The organism is Kribbella sp. CA-253562, from assembly GCF_050942265.1.
In the GTDB taxonomy this organism is placed as follows: Bacteria; Actinomycetota; Actinomycetes; order Propionibacteriales; family Kribbellaceae; genus Kribbella.
Genome location: NZ_CP192049.1, coordinates 3,746,438 through 3,767,132, shown reverse-complemented (window position 1 = coordinate 3,767,132; position 20,695 = coordinate 3,746,438). Strand labels below are relative to the sequence as shown.

Genomic DNA, 20,695 nt, shown 5'->3' with positions numbered 1-20,695 from the left:
GCATGTCTCCCGGTCCCCCGCCGTAGCGAGCAGGTGCTCGGTGCGGTAGCTCGGTGTGCGGGAGACGAGGTTGCGATGCGAAGCATCGTGGCCTTGGCACCCGTGCAGCGAGATGCCGCGCCGAGTGCCGCGCAGTAGGCGGGGGACCGGGAGTCATGCCCTAAACCTCGGAGAACGTTCCTGCGACCGCGATCGCGTTGAGGACTGCCGCGGCCTTGGTGCGGCACTCCGCGTCCTCGGCGGCCGGGTCGGAGTCCGCGACGATGCCGGCTCCGGCCTGCACGTACGCCGTCGTGCCGCGCAGCACCGCGGTGCGGATCGCGATCGCGGTGTCGGCGTCACCGGCGAAGTCGAGATAGCCGACGACCCCGCCGTACACGCCGCGGCGGGTGACCTCGAGCTTGTCGATGATCTCCATCGCCCGCGGCTTCGGGGCCCCGGACAACGTCCCGGCCGGGAACGCCGCGGTGAGCGCGTCGAAGGCGGTCTTGCCGGCCGCCAGCCGGCCGGTCACGGTCGACTCCAGGTGCATCACGTGGCTGTAGCGGCGCACGTCCATGAAGTCGACCACCTCGACGGTGCCCGGCGCGCAGACCCGGCCGACGTCGTTGCGGCCGAGGTCGACGAGCATCAGGTGCTCGGCGCGCTCCTTCGCGTCGGCGCGCAGCTCCTCCTCCAGCGCGTGGTCCTCCTCCGGCGTCAGCCCGCGGCGGCGGGTGCCGGCGATCGGGTGCAGGATCACCTTGTTGTCGGTGACCTTGACGAGCGCCTCCGGGCTGGAGCCGACGATGTCGAAGCCGTCCACGCGGACCAGGTACATGTAGGGGCTCGGGTTGGACCGTCTGAGCACCCGGTAGATGTCCAGCGCGCTCGCGGTCGTCTCCAGCTCGAAGCGCTGGGAGACGACGATCTGGAACGCCTCGCCGGCCCGGATCTCCTCCTTGGCGTGCTCGACGGCCTCCCGGTACTCCGCGCTGGAGCGCTGCCGGTGCGGCTCGGGCTCCGCCTGACGGTCCGCCCGTACGACGTACGACGGCGTCGGCTGGGCCAGGTCACGCTCCATCGCGTCGAGCCGGCGGACGGCGTCGGCGTACGACTCGTCGACGCGCTCGTCGGAGTCGTCCCAGTTCACCGCGTTCGCGATCAGCCAGATCTCGCCGGTCTCGTGGTCGAGCGCGGCCAGGTCGGTGGCGAACAGGAAGGTCAGCTCAGGCAGGCCGAGGTCGTCGACTGTTGTGTCCGGCAACTTCTCCAGCCGGCGCACCGCGTCGTACCCGAGGAAGCCGACCATGCCACCGGTCAGCGGCGGCAGGTCGGGCAGGCGCGGGGTGTGCAGGATCTCCAGGGTCTCCCGCAGCACCTGCAGCGGGTCACCGGTGGCGGGCAGGCCGACCGGCGGGTTGCCGGTCCAGATCGCCTCGCCGTTGCGCTCGGTCAGCGTCGCGGCACTGCGGACGCCGATGAACGAGTAGCGCGCCCAGACGCCGCCGTTCTCCGCCGACTCCAGCAGGAACGTGCCCGGCCGCTCGGCCGCGAGCTTGCCGTACACCCCGATCGGCGTCTCCGCGTCGGCCAGCAGCCGGCGGGTGACCGGGATGACCCGGCGGTCCTTCGCGTACTCACGGAACGTCTCGAGGTCCGGATCAGCCGCGCTCATCAGACCTCCCTGCCGAACGAGGAGTGCACGAAGGTCATGGGGCCTCCCGGTCTGGACTGAGGAGAGTGGGAGCGAAGCGACCGAACGACGAGGGAAGACCGGGAGACAAAGCCCCATGACCCGCCGAGCGGAGCGAGGCCAACAGCACAGCTGTTCATGCCGTCACCTCGATCTCGCCGTGCTCGAAGCAGCTGCGCGTGCCGGTGTGGCACGCCGGGCCTTCCTGGTCGACGAGGACCAGCAGGGTGTCGGCGTCGCAGTCGACGAGGATCTGCTTCACGTGCTGGCGATTCCCGCTGGTCTCGCCCTTCACCCAGTACTCCTGGCGGCTGCGCGACCAGAACGTGCTCCGCCCGGTCGCGGCGGTACGGCGGACGGCCTCGGCGTTCATCCAGCCGACCATCAGCACCTCGCGGGTGTCGTACTGCTGCACCACCGCCGGGATCAGCCCGGCCGCGTCGAAGGTCAGCTCCTCGATACTCACCGGCCCATTGTCCCTCAGCCCCGGCCACAGCCTGACCAGGAGGTCACGACTGGACGCACCGGCCGCCTGACAGCCGGACGCCGGACTGACAGGATGTGGGGATGACGACGAGTGTGGCGCGGGTGCAGACGCTGTTGCAGGAGCATCCGCTGATCGACGGGCACAACGATCTGCCGATCGCCTTCTACGAGTTGTGCGGCTACGATCTGGACGCCCACGACCTGAGCGTGTCGGTCCCGAAGCTGAACACCGACCTGCCTCGGCTGCGGGTCGGGCAGGTCGCCGCGCAGTTCTGGTCGCTGTGGGTGCCGCAGGACGAGCACGCCGTCCGCCGGACCTTCGAGCAGCTCGACTTCGTGCACCGGCTGGTCGAACGCTTCCCGGAGTCGATGGTGCTGGCCCCGACCGCCGACGACGTCGAGGCGGCCTTCAAGGAACGCCGGATCGCGTCGCTGATGGGCATGGAGGGCGGACACTCGATCGGTGAGTCGCTCGGGGTGCTGCGGGTGATGCGCGCGCTCGGCGTCCGGTACATGACGCTGACGCACAACAACAACGTCTCCTGGGCCGACTCGGCCACCGACGAGCCGGTGCTCGGCGGGCTGAACGCGTTCGGCGAGCAGGTCGTCGCGGAGATGAACCGGATCGGCATGCTGGTCGACCTTTCGCACGTCTCGGCCGACACCATGCGGCACGCGCTGCGGGTGACGACGGCGCCGGTGATCTTCAGCCACTCCTCGGCGCGGGCGGTCTGCGACGTACCGCGGAACGTGCCGGACGACGTACTGGCGACGCTGGCCGGGAACGACGGCGTCTGCATGGTCACCTTCGTGCCGTACTTCGTCTCGCAGCCGTTCGTGAACTGGGTCGAGCAGGTGCGGGAGCAGGCTGAGTCGAGGGGGCTGGACCCGCTGAAGCCAGCTGACCAGAAGAAGCTCGAGGCGGAGCTCGGGACGTCGCGTCCGCGGGCGACGCTCGAGGATGTGGTCGCGCACGTCGAGCACGTCCGCGAGGTGGCTGGGATCAACCACATCGGCCTCGGCGGCGACTACGACGGCTGCCCGCAGTTCCCGGTCGGGCTGCCGGACGTCGCGTCGTACCCGTCGCTGTTCTACGCGCTGGCCGATCGCGGCTGGTCGGACGAGGACATGGCGAAGCTTGCCGGAGGCAACGTTTTGCGGGTGCTGCGGGCCGCCGACGAGGTCTCCGCCGGCTGACTTCTACTCCTTGCGGTACTGGTCCCGGCGCTGCGGCAGCAACGCGAAGCCGGCGCTGCGGTACGTCGCGACCGCTCCCTCGTTGAAGCACGGCGTCAGCACCTGCGCCCTCGACGCCCCCAGCTCCCGCAGCGCCGCGGCAGCAGCCACGGTCATCGCCTGACCGTAACCACGTCCTCGATGGTCGCGCACGACTCCGAGCGGCTCGATCAGCCCGGGCCGACCCTTGCCCGCCGACCAGACCGTCACCGCGCCGACCGCGACACCGTGCGCGTCACGCCCGATCAGGCACCGCGCCCGCGCGTACGGCGTACCGTCGGCCATCGCGTGCCACCGCTCGTCGGTGAACGTCGACCCGTCGAACGAGGCCCGCTGGATCGCCGTCCGCTCCGCCGCGGTCTCCGCGGTCACCACCTCGATCGCGAGCCCGCAGTCCTCCACCGGCTCGGCCAGGTCACGCTCCAGCGGCTGCCACGGGTCGTCCGCGTCCCACCCCTCGAGGAACAGCAGATCCCGAACGCGCGACTCCATCGGCGCCTCCAGGTAGACCTTGCCGGCGATCAGCACGCCCTCTTCCGGGTCGACCGCATCGGCGACGATCCGCCGCGCCAGCTCCTCGTCGTCGTGCGCGCCCGGGGCGATCGCCAGCCGCAGCAGATCCGGCTCGTCCAGCATCCCGATCGCCAGGATCTCGCCGTCCCGCGCCCACGTCCGCACCGCGCCGGCCGTCCGCTCCGCCCCGAACCGCCAGAACCACCCGAGGTCCCCCGGATGCAACTGCACCGGCCCGTCGTCCACCTGCCACTCCGCCAGCCGCGCCGCCACCAACTCCAGCCCACCAACCGCCGGCGTCTCCCGCTCGATCGTCATCCCCCGATCCCACACCACCCACCCCCGATCCCGCACGCGACTTTCCGGGCGGGCCGGAGGTTTCGGACGGGCCGTGTTTGGTGTTCGGGCGATCGGGCACGGGGCGGGCTCACCGTGTCATCGAAACGAGGAGTAGTTGTGCTGACCTTGACCGAGAACGCGACTCTGGTCATCAAGAGCATCACCGGTGTCGACGGAGCGCCGGAGGGCGCCGGGGTGCGGATCTCCCAGGAGAACCCGACCGATCCCTCGCTGGCGGTGACGACGACCGAGGCTCCGGTGCCGGGTGACCAGGTGCTCGAGGAGAGCGGCGCGCGGGTGTTCCTGGAGCAGAACGCGGCGAACACGCTCGACGACAAGATCCTGGACGCCGCGGTGGACGACAAGGGCGGCGTCGAGTTCCTGCTGGTGCCGCAGCCGGGCGCCGGCCGGGAGAACGGTTCCGTGCCGACGCCGTAATGAGCTCGGGCGTGTTGCCTCACCAACATGCCCGCCCGAACGACGAAGCGGGCCGGAGCCCCTTTCCTCCCGACTCCGGCCCGCTTCGCCGTGTGCGAGGGGACGAACGCGGCGCCGAGGACCGGCGACCACGCTGCCGGATGGACCTGAGGACCACACGGCGCGGCGCTGGCGAGACCGGGCCGCCGGAGCAGGCGCGGCGGCAAGCCGCGCGGAGCGGGGACGAGCCGCGCGGAGTGGGCGCGACTTGCCGCGTGGAGCAGGCGCAGGTCGGACCCGCCGGAGCAGGCGCGGGGACAACCCGCCCAGGGCGGGCGAGGGTCGGTCCCGCCGGAGCAGGAGCGGCGGCAAGCCCGGCGGAGCGGGCGCAGCGGCAAGCCGCGCGGAGTGGGCGCGACTTGCCGCGTGGAGCAGGCGCAGGTCGGGCCCGCCGGAGCAGGCGCGGGGACAACCCGCCCAGGGCGGGCGAGGGTCGGGCCTGCCGGAGCAGGCGCGGGGACGAGCCGCGCGCGGGCACAGTCCCGGTTCGACGCGATGCTTCCCGTGCCGGAGGCCGCAGCGTCCTCGCGACGATGCGGCGCCCCGATCAGCCCGCCGAGCGCTGGGCGATCCAGCTGGCGTGCAGGCGCGAATAGACGCCTCCGAGCTGCACCAGCTCCGCGTGCGGGCCGCGCTCGACGACTCGGCCCTGGTCGAAGACGAGGACCTCGTCGGCGGCTTCGGCTGTGGAGAGGCGGTGGGCGATCGTGACCGACGTCCGGCCGCTCATCAACCGTTCGAGGGCCGCGTTGACTCGGACCTCGGTGCCGGGGTCGACGGCCGAGGTCGCCTCGTCGAGGACGAGAAGGTCGGGGTCGGCGATGTTCGCGCGGACCAGCGCGACCAGCTGCCGCTCCCCCGCCGACAGCGACTCACCGCGCTGGCCGACCGGCGAGTCGAGACCGTCGGGCAGCGACTCCAACCAGTCGGTGAGGCCGAGCGACTCGAACGCCGCCAGCAGCTCGACGTCCGTCACCTCCGGTCGCCCGAAGCGCACGTTGTCCGCCAGCGACGAGTCGAACAGATACCCGTCCTGCGGCACCATCACCACCCGCTCCCGCAGCGAACTGAACGCGATCGTCCGCGCGTCCGCGCCGTCCAGCAGCACGGCCCCGGACGTCGGGTCCATCAACCGCGTCAGCAGCTTCGCGAACGTCGTCTTACCCGACCCGGTCTCCCCCACGACGGCGACGCGCGTGTGCGGTTCCAGCCGGACGTTCACGTCCCGCAACACCAGCTCACCCTCGGGATAGGCGAAGTTCACGTCCGCGAACTCCACCGTGATCGGCCCCCGCGCCTGCGTGACGCCGTCGGAGCCCGGGTCGACCACGTCGGCCGGCGTCGCGATCACGCCGAGCACCCGCCGCCATCCGGCGAACGCGCTCTGCGCGTCGGTCAGCACCTGCGTCGCGATCTGCACCGGGTCGGAGAACAGCGCGACCAGGAACATGAACGCCAGAATCTCCCCCAGCGTCGCGTGCCCGTCCACCCCGAGCAGTACGCCGGCCGTCAGCACCCCGGCGTTCGCCAGACCGGCAGCCAGACCACCGATCGAGAACGTGATCCCGGTGATCGCCTGCGCCCGGGTCGCGGTCTTGCGGTAGTCCTCGATCGAGGCGTCGATGCGCTGCTGGGTCCGCCGCTCGATCGCGTACGCGCGGACGACCTGCGCGCCGACGACCGGCTCGGCGATCGCGGAGAGCATCTCGCCGACCTTCGCCCGCACCACGCCGTACGCCGACGACATCAGCCGCTGCAACGACTTCAGGCTGGCGAACAGCGGGATGAAGCAGATCAGCACCACTAGGGCGAGCTGCCACGAGTACACGAACATCACGACGGTCGCGAGCAGCATCTGCCCGATGCTGACCAGGAAGATGAACCCGCCGAACTGCAGGAACTGCGACACCGTGTCGACGTCGGAGGTGACCCGGCTGACCAGCGCGCCGCGCCGCTCGGTGCTCTGGGTCAGCACCGGCAGGTCGTGCACGTGCCGGAACGCCTTGATCCGCATCGTGGCCAGGCCGCTCTCGGAGTTCACCGCCAGCCGCACGGTCGTCAGGTACGACGCGAAGGCGGTGACCAGGATCCCGGCCGCACAGACCGCGCACATCCACGCCACGAACGACATGTCCGGACCACCAGGCCCGGACAGCCCCTTGTCGATGGTTTGCTGCACCGCGATCGGTACGACGATCCGCCCGGCGGTCATGGTCAGCGCGAGCAGCCCGGTGATCCACCAGCCGCGGGCCAGCTCCGGCGAGACCTTGATGCCCTGGCGCAGGGTGTCGAGCCCCCCGGCGTTGTCCCCGTGGTCGAGCCGGGTCGCCGTGGTGGCTGACTGGGCGGCACTCACGCGCTTGCTCCTTCGCTGTCCAGATCGTCCAGTTCGGCCGCGAGCTCGGCCTCTTCGGCCCGCCGCGCGGCGTCCTTCTCGTAGGCGTCGACCAGGTTGCGGTACTCCGGCGACTTCTCCTGCAGCTCCAGGTGCGTGCCCTGCGCCACGATCCGTCCCTCGTCCAGGAACAGCACCTCGTCGGCCAGCGAGATCGTGGCCTTCCGGTACGCGATCACCAGCACGGTGGTGTCGGACCGGCCGCCCTGGACGGCGCTGCGCAGGCCGGCCAGGATCCGGGCCTCGACCTGCGGGTCGACCGCGCTCGTCGCGTCGTCCAGGATCAGCAGCCGCGGGCGCCGGACCAGCGCCCGGGCCAGCGCGATCCGCTGCCGCTGGCCGCCGGACAGCGTCGTACCGCGCTCGCCGACCTTGGTGTCGAGCCCCTCGGGCAGCGACCGGATGAAGGCGTCACCCTGCGCGATCCGCAGCGCGTCCCAGATGTCGTCGTCGGCGTAGTCGCCGCCGAGCGTGATGTTGCCCCGGATCGTGTCGTCGAACAGGAACGCGGTCTGCGCGACCAGCGCGACCGAACCGGCCAGCTCGTCGCGGGCCAGGTCGCGGACGTCGACGCCGTCGATCCGGACCGCGCCCTGCTCGGGATCGACCAGCCGCGTCAGCATCGTGGTCAGTGTCGACTTGCCGGCGCCGGTCGGGCCGACCACGGCGACCGTGCGTCCCGGCCGGACGGTGAAGTCGACGCCGGACAGCACGTCGCGCTCGGGCAGGTAGCCGAAGTGCAGGTCCTCGACGTCCAGCCGCGCGGCGTGGATCGAGGTGAGCTTCTGGTCGCCGTACTCCATCCCGCCCTCGGCGGTGAGCACGCGCTGGACGCGGTCCCAGCCGACGACCGAGCGGGGCAGCTCGCCGAGCACCCAGCCGAGCGCACGGATCGGGAAGCCGATCAGCGTGAACAGGAACGCGACCTGGACCACGTCACCGGCGTCCGCGGAGCCCGAGCGCACCCGCCCGACGCCGACCAGCAAGACGAGCAGGACGCCGATCCGCGGCAGCCCCTCGATCACCGGGTCGAACGCGCCACGGGCCTTGTTGACCGCGATGTTCGCGTCGCGCAGCGCCATCGTCGGGGCGGTGAAGCGCTCGGTCTCGGCCGCCTCGCGGCCCATCGTCTTGACCACCAGCGCGCCGTCGAACGACTCGTGCGCCACCTCGGACACGTCGGCGCGCAACTCCTGAGCGCGGGTGGCGAGCGGCTGCAGGGTGCGCTGGAAGATCACGTTCGCGATGAACACCAGCGGGAAGACCAGGCAGCCGACCAGCGCCAGCCAGAAGTCCGCGGCGAACATCGCGGCGGTCGCGAAGGCGAGCATCGCGATCACGCCGATCGCCATCGGCAGCGGGGCGATCACGAACCAGATCGACTCGACGTCGGCGTTCGCGTTGGACAGCAGCTGGCCGGTCGGGTGCCGGTGGTGCCACTCCAGCGGGAGCTTCAGGTACTGCCGGGTGACGCGCCGCCGGTACGTCGCCTGCAGCCGGAACTGCATCACGCCGGCCCCGATCCGCCGGCCGACCACGCCGATCGCGCGCAGCACGGCGATGCCGAGGAACAGCGAGACCAGCGCCGCGATCGCGCCGAAAGTGGTGTCGCCGCGCTCCAGCGCCGGGCGGATCACGTGGTCGGTGGCCCAGCCGAGCGCCCAGCCGTCGGCGACCGTCATCGCGCCGTACAGCATGCTCGCGGCCACCGAGAGCGCGAACACCCATGGCTCTTCGTGGATCGCGACGCGCAGGACCGCGAACCCGCGCCGGGTCACGCTCCCCTTGCTGGGGACTTTCGGCAACGGCACAGGAGATCCTTCGCGACGACAGTGTCAGGTGTACGGCGTTGTCAGGTGTCAAGGCAGCCAGTGAGACTGACAACGAATGACATTCTGCCATTGGGGACCGACAACTACGATCGAGTTGTGACCGACTACAGCCGGGTGGAACGACTAGCTCTGTGTGATCTGTTCGACCAGGTCGGGCCTGACCGGCCCACGCTGTGCGAGGGATGGACGACCCACGACCTGGCCGCCCACCTGTACGTCCGGGAGTCCGATCCGATCGCGGGGCCGGGCATCATGATTCCCGCGCTGGCGGACACCACCGAGCGGCGGATGGCCGCGGTCAAGACGCGGTACAGCTTCACCGAACTCGTCGGGAAGGTCCGCTCCGGGCCGCCGACGGTGTCGATCTACAACCTGCCGGGGATCGGCCACAAGCTGAACACGACCGAGTACCTGGTGCATCACGAGGACGTCCGGCGGGCGGTGCCCGACTTCCAGGTCCGGGCGCTGCCGGCCGAGCAGCAGGAGGGGCTGTGGAAGCAGCTCAAGCTGGCCGCGCGGTCGATGGTCCGTTCGGCGCCGAGCGGGATCGTGCTGCGGCTGCCGGACGGGCGGGAGGCGGTCGTGAAGAAGCCGACGGCGGCCGGTTCGGTCACCGTGACCGGGGAGCCGGTCGAGCTGGTGCTGTTCTGCTTCGGCCGGCAGTCCGTCGCTCAGGTCGACCTCGACGGGGACCCGGAGATCACCGCGCAACTGCAGAGCAAGTCCTTCGGTATCTGAGCACGGACGCGATCAGCCGGCGTGGGGCTCCGGCTCGCCCGCTGCTTCCGCTCCGCCGCCGGTCTTCTTGCGCCGACGACGCTGGACCAGGCTGCTGATGACCGTCGTCAGCAGCACCAGCACGATCGCCGCCAGCACGCCCTGCCACGGCTCGTCGAACAGTGCGTACCCGAGCAGGCCGATCGCCATGTAGACCGCGGCCCACAGCGACGACGCGGTCAGGTCGACCACCGCGAACCGGTGCCACGGATAGCCCGCGAGCCCGGCGGCCAGCAACACCGGCACGCGTCCGCCCGGGATCAGCCGGGACGTCAGCAGCACGGTGATCTCGTGCTCGGCCAGTCGCTCCTTCAACGCCTCCAGCGACGCGTTGTCGCGCAGCCAGCCGATCCGCTTGGCCAGCCGCTCCCCGCCCGCGCGGCACCCGGCGTACACGATCAGGTCGCCGAGATACGCGCCACCGGCCCCCGCGATCAGTACCCCGAGCAGGCCGAAGACCGGGTTGTTGTGCGAGGCGAGCACCGCCCCGGCCGACACCGCCGCGCCGGTCGGCAGCACCGGCAGCACCGCGCCGAGCAGCACCGCCCCGGCGAGCACGACGAGGTACCAGATGTCGAAGTGGGCGTCACCGCTCACGGCGCCACCACCTCCGTCGACTGCCCGGGCACCAGGACCTCCACCGTCACGCGCTCGTCGATCGCGGCCATCGCGGCCTTGAACCGGTCCCCCGGCGGCAGGAACAGCTCCGGCTTCAGCCATTCGCAGCCGATCGGCCAAAACGTGCCGAAATGTACCGGTACGGCGTACCGCGCTCCGACCCGCCGAACCGCCTCGGCGGCGCGGACCGGGTCGAGGTGTCCGACCCCGAGCGACGGACCCCAGCCGCCGACCGGGACCAGCGCCAGGTCGACCGGGCCGACCTCGGCCGCCATCTCGTCGTACAGGTCGGTGTCGCCGGCGAACCAGACGCTGGGCGAGCTCTCCACCCGGTAGCCGAGGGCGGGCGCGCTGTACGGCGACCAGGGCAGCCGGCGGCCGTCGTGGTCGGCGGTGACCGCCGTGATGTCCAGTCCGCCGATCCGCACCTGGTTGCCGGGGGCAACCTCGATGCAGCGGTCCGAGAAGGCCTTGCCCGCGTCGGCGTGGATCAGCCGCGCCGCTCCGCGCGGCACGATCAGCGCGGCGTCCGGCGAGACCAGCGGCAGCGACGTCAGGTGCAGGTGATCGGCGTGCAGGTGGGAGATCAGCACCGCGTCACAGCTCCCGGCGTCGGCCAGCGGCAGTGGGCCGCGCCGACGGCGCAGGTGTGCGATCCGGGACGTCAGTACGGGATCGGTGAGCAGCCGGGTGCCCTGGTCCTCGATGGTGGTGGTGGCATGCCCCCACCAGGTGATCCGCACCGCGTCAGGCCTCCACACTCGCGTCCTTCGGGCCGGCGATCCGCTCGCCCGCGTCGACCAGGTCCACCGTCTCCACCTCCGGCCGCGTGCGCTGACCGAGCTGGTCGAGCCAGCCGATCAGCAGCTCGTGGACCGCGTCGGAGCCTACGGGAGGCTCGTCGACGACCCAGCGGCGCGGGTGCACCAGCACCGCGTCGGTCTGCCAGCCGCCGATGCCGCCGTGGCAGCCGACCAGCTCCTCGAACGCGGCCACCTCGTGGGTGTACTCGTCGAGCCGGCTGACCACCACGAGGTCACCGTTGTGTGGCATCTCGGCCTGCCGCAGCATCGACGCCGCGGCCATCGGCCCGTACGGCGCGAGCGGGTCCTGGCCCTCGATCCGCCCGGTCCGCAGCACGTGCACCCCGGCCCGGCCGATCGCGACCGGACCTTCGGCCAGCGAGTCGATCACGACGAAACCGATGCCCGGATGCATCGCCAGACCGGGCACCAGCCGTGGGTGCAGCAGCTCGATCTCCTCCAGCGGGACCCGGCCCGGGGTGGTCGCCAGGTAGATCAGCGCGAGGTTGCCGGACGCCGTGACGACCATCTGCTCGTCGGCCGCGACCGGCGGCTCGCAGTCGCGCGGGCCGAGTTCGACCTCACCTCGGGGCGCGTGGCCGTGCAGCGCCTTGCGCGTGACGGTCCCGGCGACGCTGCGGCGCAGGCTCAGCTCGGTCAGGAACGCGTTCACCGGTCCCCAGCCCTCGGACCGGCCGGTCGCCGCGACCGGTTCCTTGGTGGTGTCGACCAGGTCGTCGACCACCTGGGTGAGGGTCCGGCCGTAGCGCTGCAGGAACGTCGAGCCCTGGCTCTGGCCGTGGTCGGACAGCACGACGATCTCGTACGAGTGCGGCAGCGTGTCGATGATCCGCTGCAGCGCGCCGAGCACCCGGTCGAGGCCTTCCAGCGTCTGCAGCGACTCGGGCCGGGTCGGACCGGCGTGGTGCGCGACCTCGTCGTAGTCGACGAAGTCGCAGTAGATCACCGGGGTGCCCTTGACCAGCTCGTCGGTGATCAGCGAGACGTTGAGGTCGCGCAGCAGCACGTTGGAGATCGCCCGCAGGAAGATGTACGCGCCGCCGCGGTTGACCCGCGGGACCAGCTTGCGCCGGCGCTGCCGCCGGGCCTGGTGCAGTTCCTTGATCATCTCGCCGACGCACAGCACCAGCCCACGGGCGGCGCCCTGCGGGCTGGTGAAGAACCGGACGTAGCCGCGGCTGCGGGTCGGCGGCAGCGCGGCCCGGCTGAAGACGAGCACCGAGTTCGGCGCGTCACCGGACCAGTTGTTGCTGATGCTGACCCCGCCGTCGGCCAGCAGCCCGCGACCGGTCGACATCCGGGCCTCGATCTCGGCGGCGTCACGGGACCGGTTGGTCACCATCACCCGGCCGGTCTCCTTCTCGTACCACCGGAACGCCGGGATCTGCCCGGAGCCGCCGTGCAGGATGCCCGCCTGGCTGGCTGGAGTCGTCGCCGGGACGCCGGTGTGCCAGCCGAGCATCGAGTGGCTGCCGTCGCGGATCCAGCCGCCCAGATGTGGCAGGTTGCCCGACATCACCATCCAGTTCAGCAGCGGCTCGGACAGGCCGTCGATCTGGATGATCAGCATGCCGGTCTTCGGCGCGGGCTGGATCCGGCGGGCCTTGCGGCGGACCCCGCGCATCACCTCGGCGACGTACGCGTCGTCGCTGCCGGCGTACGCGATCCAGCCGACGAAGGCGCTCACCGACGACATCACGATTGAGACCAGGACCGGCGCCTCGACCCCGCCGTGCAGGTTGACGCCGGGGTCGAGGGTCACGCCGAGATAGACCACGCCGAACTGCGAGAGCAGACCGCCGACCAGGACGCCGATCGAGCCGATCAGGATCGCCAGCCCGGCCAGCAGCCACCGCATCAGCAGCCCGATCACGGCCAGCAGCAGCACCAGGCGGAGGACCGGGAGCGTGCCGTCGCTGCTGATCTGCGGCAGTGTCCAGAAGGTGATGACCAAGGAAGCGAACGAAGCGAGGCCGCCGAGCAGCAACGCCTGCAGACCACGCGTGGTCCGGCGTACGTCGAGCCAGATCGGACGCCGGCGCCGGTCGCCGGAGATCTGTTCAGGTGGTTTGGCCAACCGTCGGACTCCCCGTTCGAGTAGTTCGCTACCAGAACGAGACTACGAGGCCGGACCGACAGCCGGGCCGCCGCGCCACGCAACGGACGGGTGCTTCCGGGGAGAACCCTGAGCCCGGCACGGGTGAACCCTCACTGCAGCTCGAAGTAGTCGACCTCCGCGTACGCGTTGCCCTTGGTCAGCCGGATGGTGTTCCAGCCGGCGTTCAGCGTGACGCTGACCGAGGTCTGGCGCCAGTTGTCCCAGCCGGTGACCGGGTAGCTGACCGAGCCCTGGCTGTTGCCGTTGACAACCACACCGTGACTGGCGGTGCCGCCGGACCCGTTCGCGTAACCGACCCACAGCGTGTAGCTGCCGGCTCGCGGCGCGTAGAACGTGTTCTGCACCCAGGAGTCCGCGAAGTCGATGTACGCCGCGACCGCGCCGCCGGAGGCTCCGGCCGCGCCGGTGCGGACCCGGCAGTTGTTGAGCGTGCCGCGCTCGGCCTCGGTCCGGACCCGGCTGCCGCGGACCACCGGGTAGTCGTTGGCCCAGCCGAGGTCGGCGACGTACAGGTGGCGGGAGCCGTTCACCCAGCCGTGCAGGAAGACCTTGTCGTTGGTGAAGTCGGCACCGCCCGGGCCGCAGACGTGGTTGTCGAAGCTCGCCGTCGTCATCAGCGAGCGATAGGCCGTCGTCCAGGGTCCGGAGAGGCTGGGCGCGACGGCGTACGAGGTGAGGTACTCGCAGCCGGTGTAGCTGCCGCCGGAGTAGAACAGCACGTACTGGCTGCCGCGCTGGACCAGGTCGGGGGCCTCGATCACGCCGCTGGAGGAGATCAGCGCGGTGTTGCCGCCGGTGAGAGCGGTGCCGTTGTTCGTCGTACGGGTGAGCCAGAGAGTGGAGTTGACGCCGATCGCGTTGCCGTCGTTCTTCCAGAGCAGGTAGCGGGTGCCGTCGTTGGCGACGAACGTGTTCGCGTCGATCGCGCCGCCGAGGTTGAGCGGGCAGATCAGCGGCTGGCTGCCGACCGGGCTGAACGGGCCGAGCGGTGAGCTCGCGGTCGCGACGCCGATGCACTGGCGGCCGGACGACTTGTGCCAAGCGGTGTAGGTGAGGGTGAAGCTGCCGTCCGGGTTGGGGTGGACGTCCGGCGCCCAGGTCCGGCCGGGTTGGGCCCAGCCGGCGGATGGGCCGCCGGGCATCGCGTCGCCGCGGATCGTCCAGGGGCCTTCGGGGCTGGGGGCGGAGGCGGTCGGGACGTGGCCGCGGCCGTTGTTGGTGGAGTAGGCGTACCAAGTGCCGTTGACCTGGATGACGTCCGGGTCGGGGAAGTCCTCGTTGATCACCGCGCGGGGGAAGACCGCGGCGGCGACCTTCTGACCGGCGGTGGCCGTCCGGTCGGCGGCGGCCTGGCGGTCGGCGGTGGCCTTCTGCTCGACGGCGGCTGTTGGCTCGGCGACGGCGGCCGAGGCGGGACTGGTGGTGGCGAGCGCGGTCAGGACGACCAGCGCGGCCAGAATTCGTCTGCGCATCGGAACTCCTCAGGTGGGGCGGTACCTGCGCAGCCCACTTTTCCATCGATTCACCTGGATGAGTAGAGGCCGGCCCCGGACGTGCAGCACTGACCAACCACCGCGACACGCCGTCCGGAGTGGCCTGCTGCGGCGTGTCGCGTGGGTTGGTCAGTGCTGCACGTCCGCTTCGCCGATCGCTGGACCCCGGCGCTCCGGGGGTGTTGACTCCGTTTAGTTGTTTTCCGCCAGAGGGGTTGGAGTTCTCGTGAAGTTCTTACCAAAGGTGTCACCACGGGGAGTCGTCGCGGTCGCCGCGGCGCTCGCGGCGACCGCAGGACTGGTCGGTCAGACCGCCGGGTCCCCCGCCGCCGCGCCGACCGGGCTGCAGCAGCAGCTCGACACGTTGCTGGCCGACGCGCGCTTCCAGGGGTCGCAGGTCGGGCTGGTGGTTCGCGACGCGACCACCGGCGAGACGCTGTACGACCGCGCCGGCGGCACCCGGCTGCTGCCGGCCTCGAACACGAAGCTGTTCTCGTCCACGGCCGCGATGCACACGCTCGGGCCGGACTACCGCTTCCACACCGACGTACTGGCCACGGCGCCGGTCCGGGGTGGTCAGCTGGACGGCAACCTCTACCTCAAGGGGTACGGCGACCCGACCGCGCTGGAGTCCGACTACGTCGCCCTGGCCAAGCAGGTCGCGCAGTCCGGCGTACGGCGGATCGACGGTGACCTGGTCGCCGACGACACCTACTTCGACCACGTCCGCCTCGGCGACAGCTGGGCCTGGGACGACGAGCCGTTCTACTACAGCGCCCAGATCTCGGCCCTGACGCTCGCGCCGGACACCGACTACGACTCCGGTACGGCGATCGTCGAGAGCCGCCCGGGCAGCACCGTCGGGGCGCCGGTGAGCCTGAAACTGGTCCCGGCGAACAGCGTCCTCAAGCTGGTCAGCACGGCGACCACGGGCGCGGCCGGGTCGGCCAACACCCTGACCATCGAGCGGGACCACGGCACCAACGTCGTACGGGTCACTGGTTCGGTCCCCGCCGGCAGCAGCGTCGGCACCGAGTGGGTGACCGTCTGGGAGCCGGAGGTGTACGCCGCTGACGTGTTCCGCCGGGCTTTGGCCGCTCAGGGCGTTCGGGTCGACGGGCGGATCAAGGTCGCCGCGACGCCCGTCGCCTCCGCGCGCCGGCTGGCTCGCGACGAGTCGATGACGGTCGGCGAGCTGATGAGCCCGTTCCTCAAGCTGTCGAACAACATGCACGCCGAGACGCTGGTCAAGGCGATGGGCGCGGTCGCCGAGGCCGACGGCAGCTGGTCGGCCGGACTCGGCGTGGTCACCGACTACGCGCGCAGCGTCGGCGTCGACACATCGAAGATCCGCCTCTCCGACGGCTCGGGCCTGTCCCGCAAGGTCAACGTGACCGCCCAGAGCGTCACGGATCTGCTGATCGCGGCCCAGAAGGAGCCGTGGTTCCCGCAGTGGTACGCCGCGCTGCCGATCGCCGGGAACCCCGACCGGACCATCGGCGGCACGCTGCGCAGCCGCATGGCCGGCACACCCGCAGCCAACAACGTGCACGCGAAGACAGGCTCCCTCACCGGCGTCACTGCCTTGTCGGGTTACGTTTCCACGAAGGATGGCCGCAAGCTCGTCTTCTCGATGATCAGCAACAACTACCTCACCAGCCCGCGCTCGGTCGAGGACGCCGTCGCCGTCACCCTCGCCTCGTGGTCCGACACGGCCCCACCGGCCGCCGTCGCGCCGTCGACCAAGCGCGCGACGGTCGCCGACGAGACCTGCGGCGAATGGGTCAAGGCCTGCTGACGCGCTGAAGGTCGGACGTAATTGCGGTGGACAGCGCGGTGCGTCGTCTCCACGATGTGGGGATGACCGCCGCGCTGCCCGACCACCTGACCTTTCGCCGGCCGGCGACGAGCGACGCAGAGCGGATCTTCGCGTTGATCGCCGCCCGCAACCTCGCGACCGTCGGGTTCGCCGACTACACCCTCGACGACATGATCGACGAGCTCTCCGAACCTGGCTTCGCGCTGGACCGCGACGGCTGGCTGGTCTTCGCCGGGGACGACTTGACCGGCTATGGCACCGTCTTCGGCAAGGGCGACCACCGGGCCGTCGACATCGACGTGGTCGCCGCCGACCGGCTCGTCAGCGACTGGCTGCTCGATCAGATCCTCACCCGGGCGGCCGAACTCGGCCGCGCCCACGGGCACGCGGAGATCGCCGTCGACCTGGGTGTGTACCGAACAGACGAGGACAAGCGGGCACTGCTCGCTGATCGCGGCTTCCGCCCCGGTACGACATTCCACCGGATGCGGATCGACCACACCCAACAGGTCGAGGTTCCAGCGCCGCCGCCCGGGATCACGGTCCGCCGCGGCGCACTCGACGATGCGAGCCGGCGTGCGGCGCACGCCGTACTGAACGCGGCTTTCGACGGGCAATTCGGTTTCGTGGCCCGCCCGTACGACGAGTGGGTGGCGGCGCACGAGTCGCGGTCGACGTTCGACTGGTCGCAGATCACGCTGCTCGAACTCGACGATGAGGTGGTCGCGCTCCGGGAGTGCACTGACGAGTTCGTACCGGACGAGAACTGCAACTACATCGGCCGGCTCGGCGTACTGGAGCGGGCGCGCGGGCGGGGACTGGCCAAGTTCCTGCTGCGCGACGCGTTCGCGGAGGACGCGGCGGCCGGGCGGACCGGGACAATCCTGCACGTGGACACGAACAATCCAACGCCCGCGCTCGGCCTGTACCTGTCGGTCGGCATGCGGCAGACGCTGGTGATCGACGCATGGCGATTCAACCTGGCGATCGCATGAACGAGCTGCCCGCGGGGCTCACTGTTCGACCCGCCGAGCTCGCCGACGCGGAGGCGATCGCGGCGCAGATGGGCGCGTACACCTCGGCGCTGCTCGGGTTTCCCAAGCACAGCCTGGAGAACGTCGCCGACTACCTGCGCGACCCGGCGATGGATTTGGCCCACGGCAGTTGGCTGGTGCACGACGGCGACAAGCTCGTCGGCAGTGCGACCGCGGTGCTGCAACGCGATCGAGCGCAGGTGGACCTGGACGTGTTCGCGGCGGATCCGGCAGTGGCGGAGTGGCTGTTCGACGCGGCGATCGACGGCGCGAACACGCAGGCCGGCGCGCACGCCCTAGCCGGCGTGCAGCTCCATTTCGGGCAGCTCGAGCAGGACCGGGCAGCGGGGCGGATGGCCGCCGCGCGCGGGTTCGCCGTGAAAACGTCGATCCAACTGATGCGCATCGACCACACCACCGCGACGCCCCCGCCCGAACCGCCGGCCGGGGTGAAGCTGCGGGTCGGCGCGTTCGACGAGGCGACGAAGCGGGCGGCGCACGCGGTGATCGCCGGGGCGTTCGACACGCAGCCCGGGGCGGCGCCGCGGCCGTACGACGACTGGGTGGCTTCCCGCGAGTCGCGGTCGGCCTTCGACTGGTCGCAGCTGACCGTGGCCGAGCTGAACGGGGAGCCGGTCGGGGTGCGCGAGTGCAGCGACAACTTCCGGAGCAGCGACAACTGCAACTACATCGGCCGGCTCGGCGTACTGCCCCAAGCGCGTGGGCGGGGATTGGCGAAGTTCCTGTTGCGGGACCAGTTCGCGCGGGACGCGGCGGCCGGGCTGACCGGCACGATGCTGCACGTCGACAGCTCGAACCCTACGCCCGCCGTCGGGCTCTACCTGGGCGTCGGCATGCGGCCGACGGTCGTCACGGACATCTGGGAGAAGCACGTGCCGCTTGGCAACTGAGATCGACGGTAGCGCTGGACTTCGAAGCCGCAGATCCACTTGTCGAACCGGACATCTCCCCCTCGCCCCAACTGTCCTGCGTCGCGTCACACAAGGATTTCGCGCCGACGGGAACTCAATCGAACGAGCGCCTCATTCAAGGCGCAAAGCTGCTAGCAGGATCCAATGACATCCGAGTAGGGACCGGCGTCGGCTGGAGCCCTGGATGCACTCGCATGATCGTGCTGAGCGCATGGGTAAAGACTACGGCGAAGAGGCTACGGAACACTGCCTCTTCGTACAAGCGAAGGCCACTCGCCACATGTCTCGGCACACGACGCGAGAAGATCGATTCATCCAGTACCCATTCAAGGTCTCCCACCTCAATAACTGGAAGCGATTCTGGGAACCTGTAGTCCTATCGGCGTGGGACGCAGAGGCCGACTTGACATACTGGGAGATTGCTCAGACACCGGAGCGAGAGCCCAAAGATCATGGTTGACTTTCCGACCGGTGAGCACAGACCGGGTGCCCTCGGCCGCATCGCTGAACAGATCGAGTTGATGAGCAGGCGTGCGGGCGATTCACCAGAAACAACAATCGAGCCTGCCGTGGGCATTCTATGAGAGGCTCAGTTGCACTGACGGAAATCTCGCGATCATGGACTCGAGCGGTTCTACCCTGCATGAGTTCTTGAACTTCGACGATCTTCGGCGATACGTCGACAGGCAGGCGAGTTGAATCAGTCATCACGTCGCACGCGCTCCGAGCAGACTTGATCACTGGCTGAGTGAATGGTTCTGACAGGTAGCAGCAGAGGATACGACCCCATTGACGAACCGGTTTCCACACAACACGAGATAGATCGTCTGACCTAATCAGAAATGCAGTGACAACACTCTCAAAACTCCGGCGATTATAATCCATAGCGTTGCTTGTCGACATCGCTCTGCCGCCGCCCTGTTCTTCCTTGTTGGTTGAAAGGAGGCGTCGACCCAGCCCGGTTGCCCATAGGTGACGACCTCGCCGGGGCGGTCGCGGTCCGTCCCGGCGAGGCGTCAGTTCAGTACCACGCGCTGGCCCGTCGAGCCGGCCAGGATGCGGCGGTTGCCGATGGCGGTGCGCAGGTCGAGCTCGACCTTGACCGATCCGGTTTGGGACTTGAGGCACTCTCCGCTGCCCGGCTCGTCCGGCGCCACCACGTAGCGGTACGCCGCGATCCGGACCGTGGTCGCGTCCTGGTCGAGGATGCGGACCATGGTGTGCGGGTAGCACCCCTCACCGGACTGGCCGGACCGGGGGGCCTCGACCGCCAGGACCGAAGGAGCGCCCGGTACCGGCCGCACAGCCGTCACCGGGATCTCCTTCTGCAGCAGCATCAGAGTGGTACCGAACTTGAACTGGGCCGGCGGCGGCCCGTCGTCGAGCACACCGAGGGTCGGCGTGCTGATCGGGGCGGACGGCTCGGCGCCGCGCTGGATGTCCTGTGTGGTGATCGTGGCGACCGTCGCGACTGCCACCACAGCCGCGACGGCCAGCAGGTTGCGCTGCCGCCGGCGTCGGCGGGCACCCTGCTCGACGCCGGCGAAGGGCGGGGCCTGCTCGGGGGTCTGCTCGTCGACGTACTCGACCAGCAGCTCGGTCCTCAGCTCAGCCACGGGGCACCTCCTCCTGTACGGCGAGCAGCGGGGCCAGCGCCTGACGGGCTCTGGCCAGCCGGGACTTCACGGTGCCCGGCGGTACTTGCAGTTCGTCGGCGATCTGGTCGACCGGTAGATCCATCACGTGGTGCAGCACCACCACCGCGCGCTGGGCCGGTGGGATCCGGGCCAGCGCCGCGGCCACGTCGAGCGCGTCGCCGTCCGGCTCCCGGGCCTGTTCCGCGCGGCCGAACAACTTGGCGGAGGCCTTCGCCGCGACCTGCTGCCGCCGCAGCCGGCTGATCAGCGTCCGTACGGCGACCGCCCGCACCCAGGCCTCCGGATCGTCGTACCGGCGGATGCTGTCCCAGCGGCCGAGCAGCTTCACGTACGCGTCCTGCGCGACCTCTTCGGCGTCCGCGCGGGACCCGCCGATCGACACCAGCAGACCGATCAGCCGCGGCCAGGTCCGGGCGTAGAGCGCCGCGACCTCCGCGTTTGGATCGGTTTCGCTGTGCCTCACATCGC

Annotated in this window: 18 protein-coding genes; 7 read left to right on the top strand and 11 right to left on the bottom strand. The window is 70.4% G+C overall.

Annotated elements, in window-relative coordinates:
• Positions 1-160: 160 nt before the first annotated feature.
• Positions 161-1,657: an anthranilate synthase component I gene (locus ACQPXM_RS17880; RefSeq protein ID WP_432949980.1), complete on the bottom strand. Its 1,497-nt coding sequence runs from the start codon at positions 1,655-1,657 to the stop codon at positions 161-163.
• Positions 1,658-1,811: 154 nt separating this feature from the next.
• Entirely contained in the window at positions 1,812-2,141 is a 330-nt protein-coding gene (gene hisI / locus ACQPXM_RS17875) for a phosphoribosyl-AMP cyclohydrolase (protein WP_432949978.1), read from the bottom strand.
• A gap of 101 nt (positions 2,142-2,242) precedes the next feature.
• Between hisI and ACQPXM_RS17870 the strand changes: the two genes are divergently transcribed.
• Positions 2,243-3,358 carry a dipeptidase gene (locus ACQPXM_RS17870; protein ID WP_432949976.1) on the top strand — a complete coding sequence of 372 codons (1,116 nt, stop codon included), beginning with the start codon at positions 2,243-2,245 and terminating at the stop codon, positions 3,356-3,358.
• Between the two features lie 3 nt (positions 3,359-3,361).
• On the opposite strand, the gene ACQPXM_RS17865 is transcribed toward ACQPXM_RS17870, so the two are convergent.
• Positions 3,362-4,228, bottom strand: coding sequence for a GNAT family N-acetyltransferase (locus ACQPXM_RS17865; RefSeq protein WP_432949974.1), 867 nt, complete (start codon positions 4,226-4,228; stop codon positions 3,362-3,364).
• A 138-nt stretch (positions 4,229-4,366) separates the two neighbouring features.
• On the opposite strand from ACQPXM_RS17865, the gene ACQPXM_RS17860 reads away from it, so the two are divergent.
• A complete protein-coding gene (locus tag ACQPXM_RS17860; protein ID WP_432949972.1) occupies positions 4,367-4,687 on the top strand; it encodes a Fe-S cluster assembly protein HesB in 321 nt (106 codons plus the stop codon).
• Between the two features lie 586 nt (positions 4,688-5,273).
• On the opposite strand, the gene ACQPXM_RS17855 is transcribed toward ACQPXM_RS17860, so the two are convergent.
• Positions 5,274-7,082, bottom strand: coding sequence for an ABC transporter ATP-binding protein (locus ACQPXM_RS17855; RefSeq protein ID WP_432949970.1), 1,809 nt, complete (start codon positions 7,080-7,082; stop codon positions 5,274-5,276).
• A complete protein-coding gene (locus ACQPXM_RS17850; RefSeq protein ID WP_432949968.1) occupies positions 7,079-8,932 on the bottom strand; it encodes an ABC transporter ATP-binding protein in 1,854 nt (617 codons plus the stop codon). Before ACQPXM_RS17850 ends, ACQPXM_RS17855 begins: the two co-directional genes overlap by 4 nt.
• Positions 8,933-9,049: 117 nt before the next feature.
• Here ACQPXM_RS17850 and ACQPXM_RS17845 point away from each other — a divergent pair, with 117 nt between their 5' ends.
• Positions 9,050-9,691, top strand: a complete 642-nt coding sequence (locus ACQPXM_RS17845) for a TIGR03085 family metal-binding protein (protein ID WP_432949966.1) — start codon at positions 9,050-9,052, stop codon at positions 9,689-9,691.
• Positions 9,692-9,703: 12 nt separating this feature from the next.
• Here the strand turns inward: ACQPXM_RS17845 and ACQPXM_RS17840 are convergent, their stop codons facing one another.
• The 4 genes from ACQPXM_RS17840 to ACQPXM_RS17825 form a co-directional block, all read right to left on the bottom strand.
• Positions 9,704-10,327 carry a DedA family protein gene (locus ACQPXM_RS17840; protein ID WP_432949964.1) on the bottom strand — a complete coding sequence of 208 codons (624 nt, stop codon included), beginning with the start codon at positions 10,325-10,327 and terminating at the stop codon, positions 9,704-9,706.
• The gene (locus ACQPXM_RS17835) at positions 10,324-11,091 is read right to left on the bottom strand and encodes an MBL fold metallo-hydrolase (RefSeq protein WP_432949962.1); all 768 of its coding nucleotides are present in this window, start codon (positions 11,089-11,091) and stop codon (positions 10,324-10,326) included. The genes ACQPXM_RS17840 and ACQPXM_RS17835 overlap by 4 nt, the downstream gene beginning before the upstream one ends.
• A gap of 4 nt (positions 11,092-11,095) precedes the next feature.
• Positions 11,096-13,249, bottom strand: a complete 2,154-nt coding sequence (locus ACQPXM_RS17830) for an alkaline phosphatase family protein (protein WP_432949960.1) — start codon at positions 13,247-13,249, stop codon at positions 11,096-11,098.
• Positions 13,250-13,380: 131 nt separating this feature from the next.
• A complete protein-coding gene (locus ACQPXM_RS17825; RefSeq protein ID WP_432949958.1) occupies positions 13,381-14,763 on the bottom strand; it encodes a family 43 glycosylhydrolase in 1,383 nt (460 codons plus the stop codon).
• Between the two features lie 247 nt (positions 14,764-15,010).
• Between ACQPXM_RS17825 and dacB the strand changes: the two genes are divergently transcribed.
• The 4 genes from dacB (at position 15,011) to ACQPXM_RS17805 (ending at position 19,029) form a co-directional block, all read left to right on the top strand.
• Positions 15,011-16,582, top strand: coding sequence for a D-alanyl-D-alanine carboxypeptidase/D-alanyl-D-alanine endopeptidase (gene dacB / locus ACQPXM_RS17820; protein ID WP_432949956.1), 1,572 nt, complete (start codon positions 15,011-15,013; stop codon positions 16,580-16,582).
• Between the two features lie 62 nt (positions 16,583-16,644).
• A complete protein-coding gene (locus tag ACQPXM_RS17815; RefSeq protein WP_432949954.1) occupies positions 16,645-17,598 on the top strand; it encodes a GNAT family N-acetyltransferase in 954 nt (317 codons plus the stop codon).
• Positions 17,595-18,548, top strand: a complete 954-nt coding sequence (locus tag ACQPXM_RS17810; protein ID WP_432949952.1) for a GNAT family N-acetyltransferase — start codon at positions 17,595-17,597, stop codon at positions 18,546-18,548. Before ACQPXM_RS17815 ends, ACQPXM_RS17810 begins: the two co-directional genes overlap by 4 nt.
• 205 nt (positions 18,549-18,753) lie before the next feature.
• Positions 18,754-19,029 (top strand): DUF4365 domain-containing protein, encoded by a 276-nt coding sequence (locus tag ACQPXM_RS17805; RefSeq protein ID WP_432949950.1) that lies wholly within the window; start codon positions 18,754-18,756, stop codon positions 19,027-19,029.
• A 556-nt stretch (positions 19,030-19,585) separates the two neighbouring features.
• On the opposite strand, the gene ACQPXM_RS17800 is transcribed toward ACQPXM_RS17805, so the two are convergent.
• Both ACQPXM_RS17800 and ACQPXM_RS17795 read right to left on the bottom strand, forming a co-directional pair.
• A complete protein-coding gene (locus tag ACQPXM_RS17800) occupies positions 19,586-20,185 on the bottom strand; it encodes a hypothetical protein (RefSeq protein ID WP_432949948.1) in 600 nt (199 codons plus the stop codon).
• Positions 20,178-20,690: an RNA polymerase sigma factor gene (locus ACQPXM_RS17795; RefSeq protein WP_432949946.1), complete on the bottom strand. Its 513-nt coding sequence runs from the start codon at positions 20,688-20,690 to the stop codon at positions 20,178-20,180. The genes ACQPXM_RS17800 and ACQPXM_RS17795 overlap by 8 nt, the downstream gene beginning before the upstream one ends.
• Positions 20,691-20,695 lie beyond the last annotated feature (5 nt).

Excerpts from the sequence above, each read along its gene's own strand:
- ACQPXM_RS17880 (WP_432949980.1), bottom strand. The coding sequence starts at position 1,657 with ATGAGCGCGGCTGATCCGGACCTCGAGACGTTCCGTGAGTACGCGAAG.
- ACQPXM_RS17870 (WP_432949976.1), top strand. The coding sequence starts at position 2,243 with ATGACGACGAGTGTGGCGCGGGTGCAGACGCTGTTGCAGGAGCATCCG.
- ACQPXM_RS17865 (WP_432949974.1), bottom strand. The coding sequence starts at position 4,228 with ATGACGATCGAGCGGGAGACGCCGGCGGTTGGTGGGCTGGAGTTGGTG.
- ACQPXM_RS17825 (WP_432949958.1), bottom strand. The coding sequence starts at position 14,763 with ATGCGCAGACGAATTCTGGCCGCGCTGGTCGTCCTGACCGCGCTCGCC.
- ACQPXM_RS17815 (WP_432949954.1), top strand. The coding sequence starts at position 16,645 with ATGACCGCCGCGCTGCCCGACCACCTGACCTTTCGCCGGCCGGCGACG.
- ACQPXM_RS17810 (WP_432949952.1), top strand. The coding sequence starts at position 17,595 with ATGAACGAGCTGCCCGCGGGGCTCACTGTTCGACCCGCCGAGCTCGCC.
- ACQPXM_RS17805 (WP_432949950.1), top strand. The coding sequence starts at position 18,754 with ATGCACTCGCATGATCGTGCTGAGCGCATGGGTAAAGACTACGGCGAA.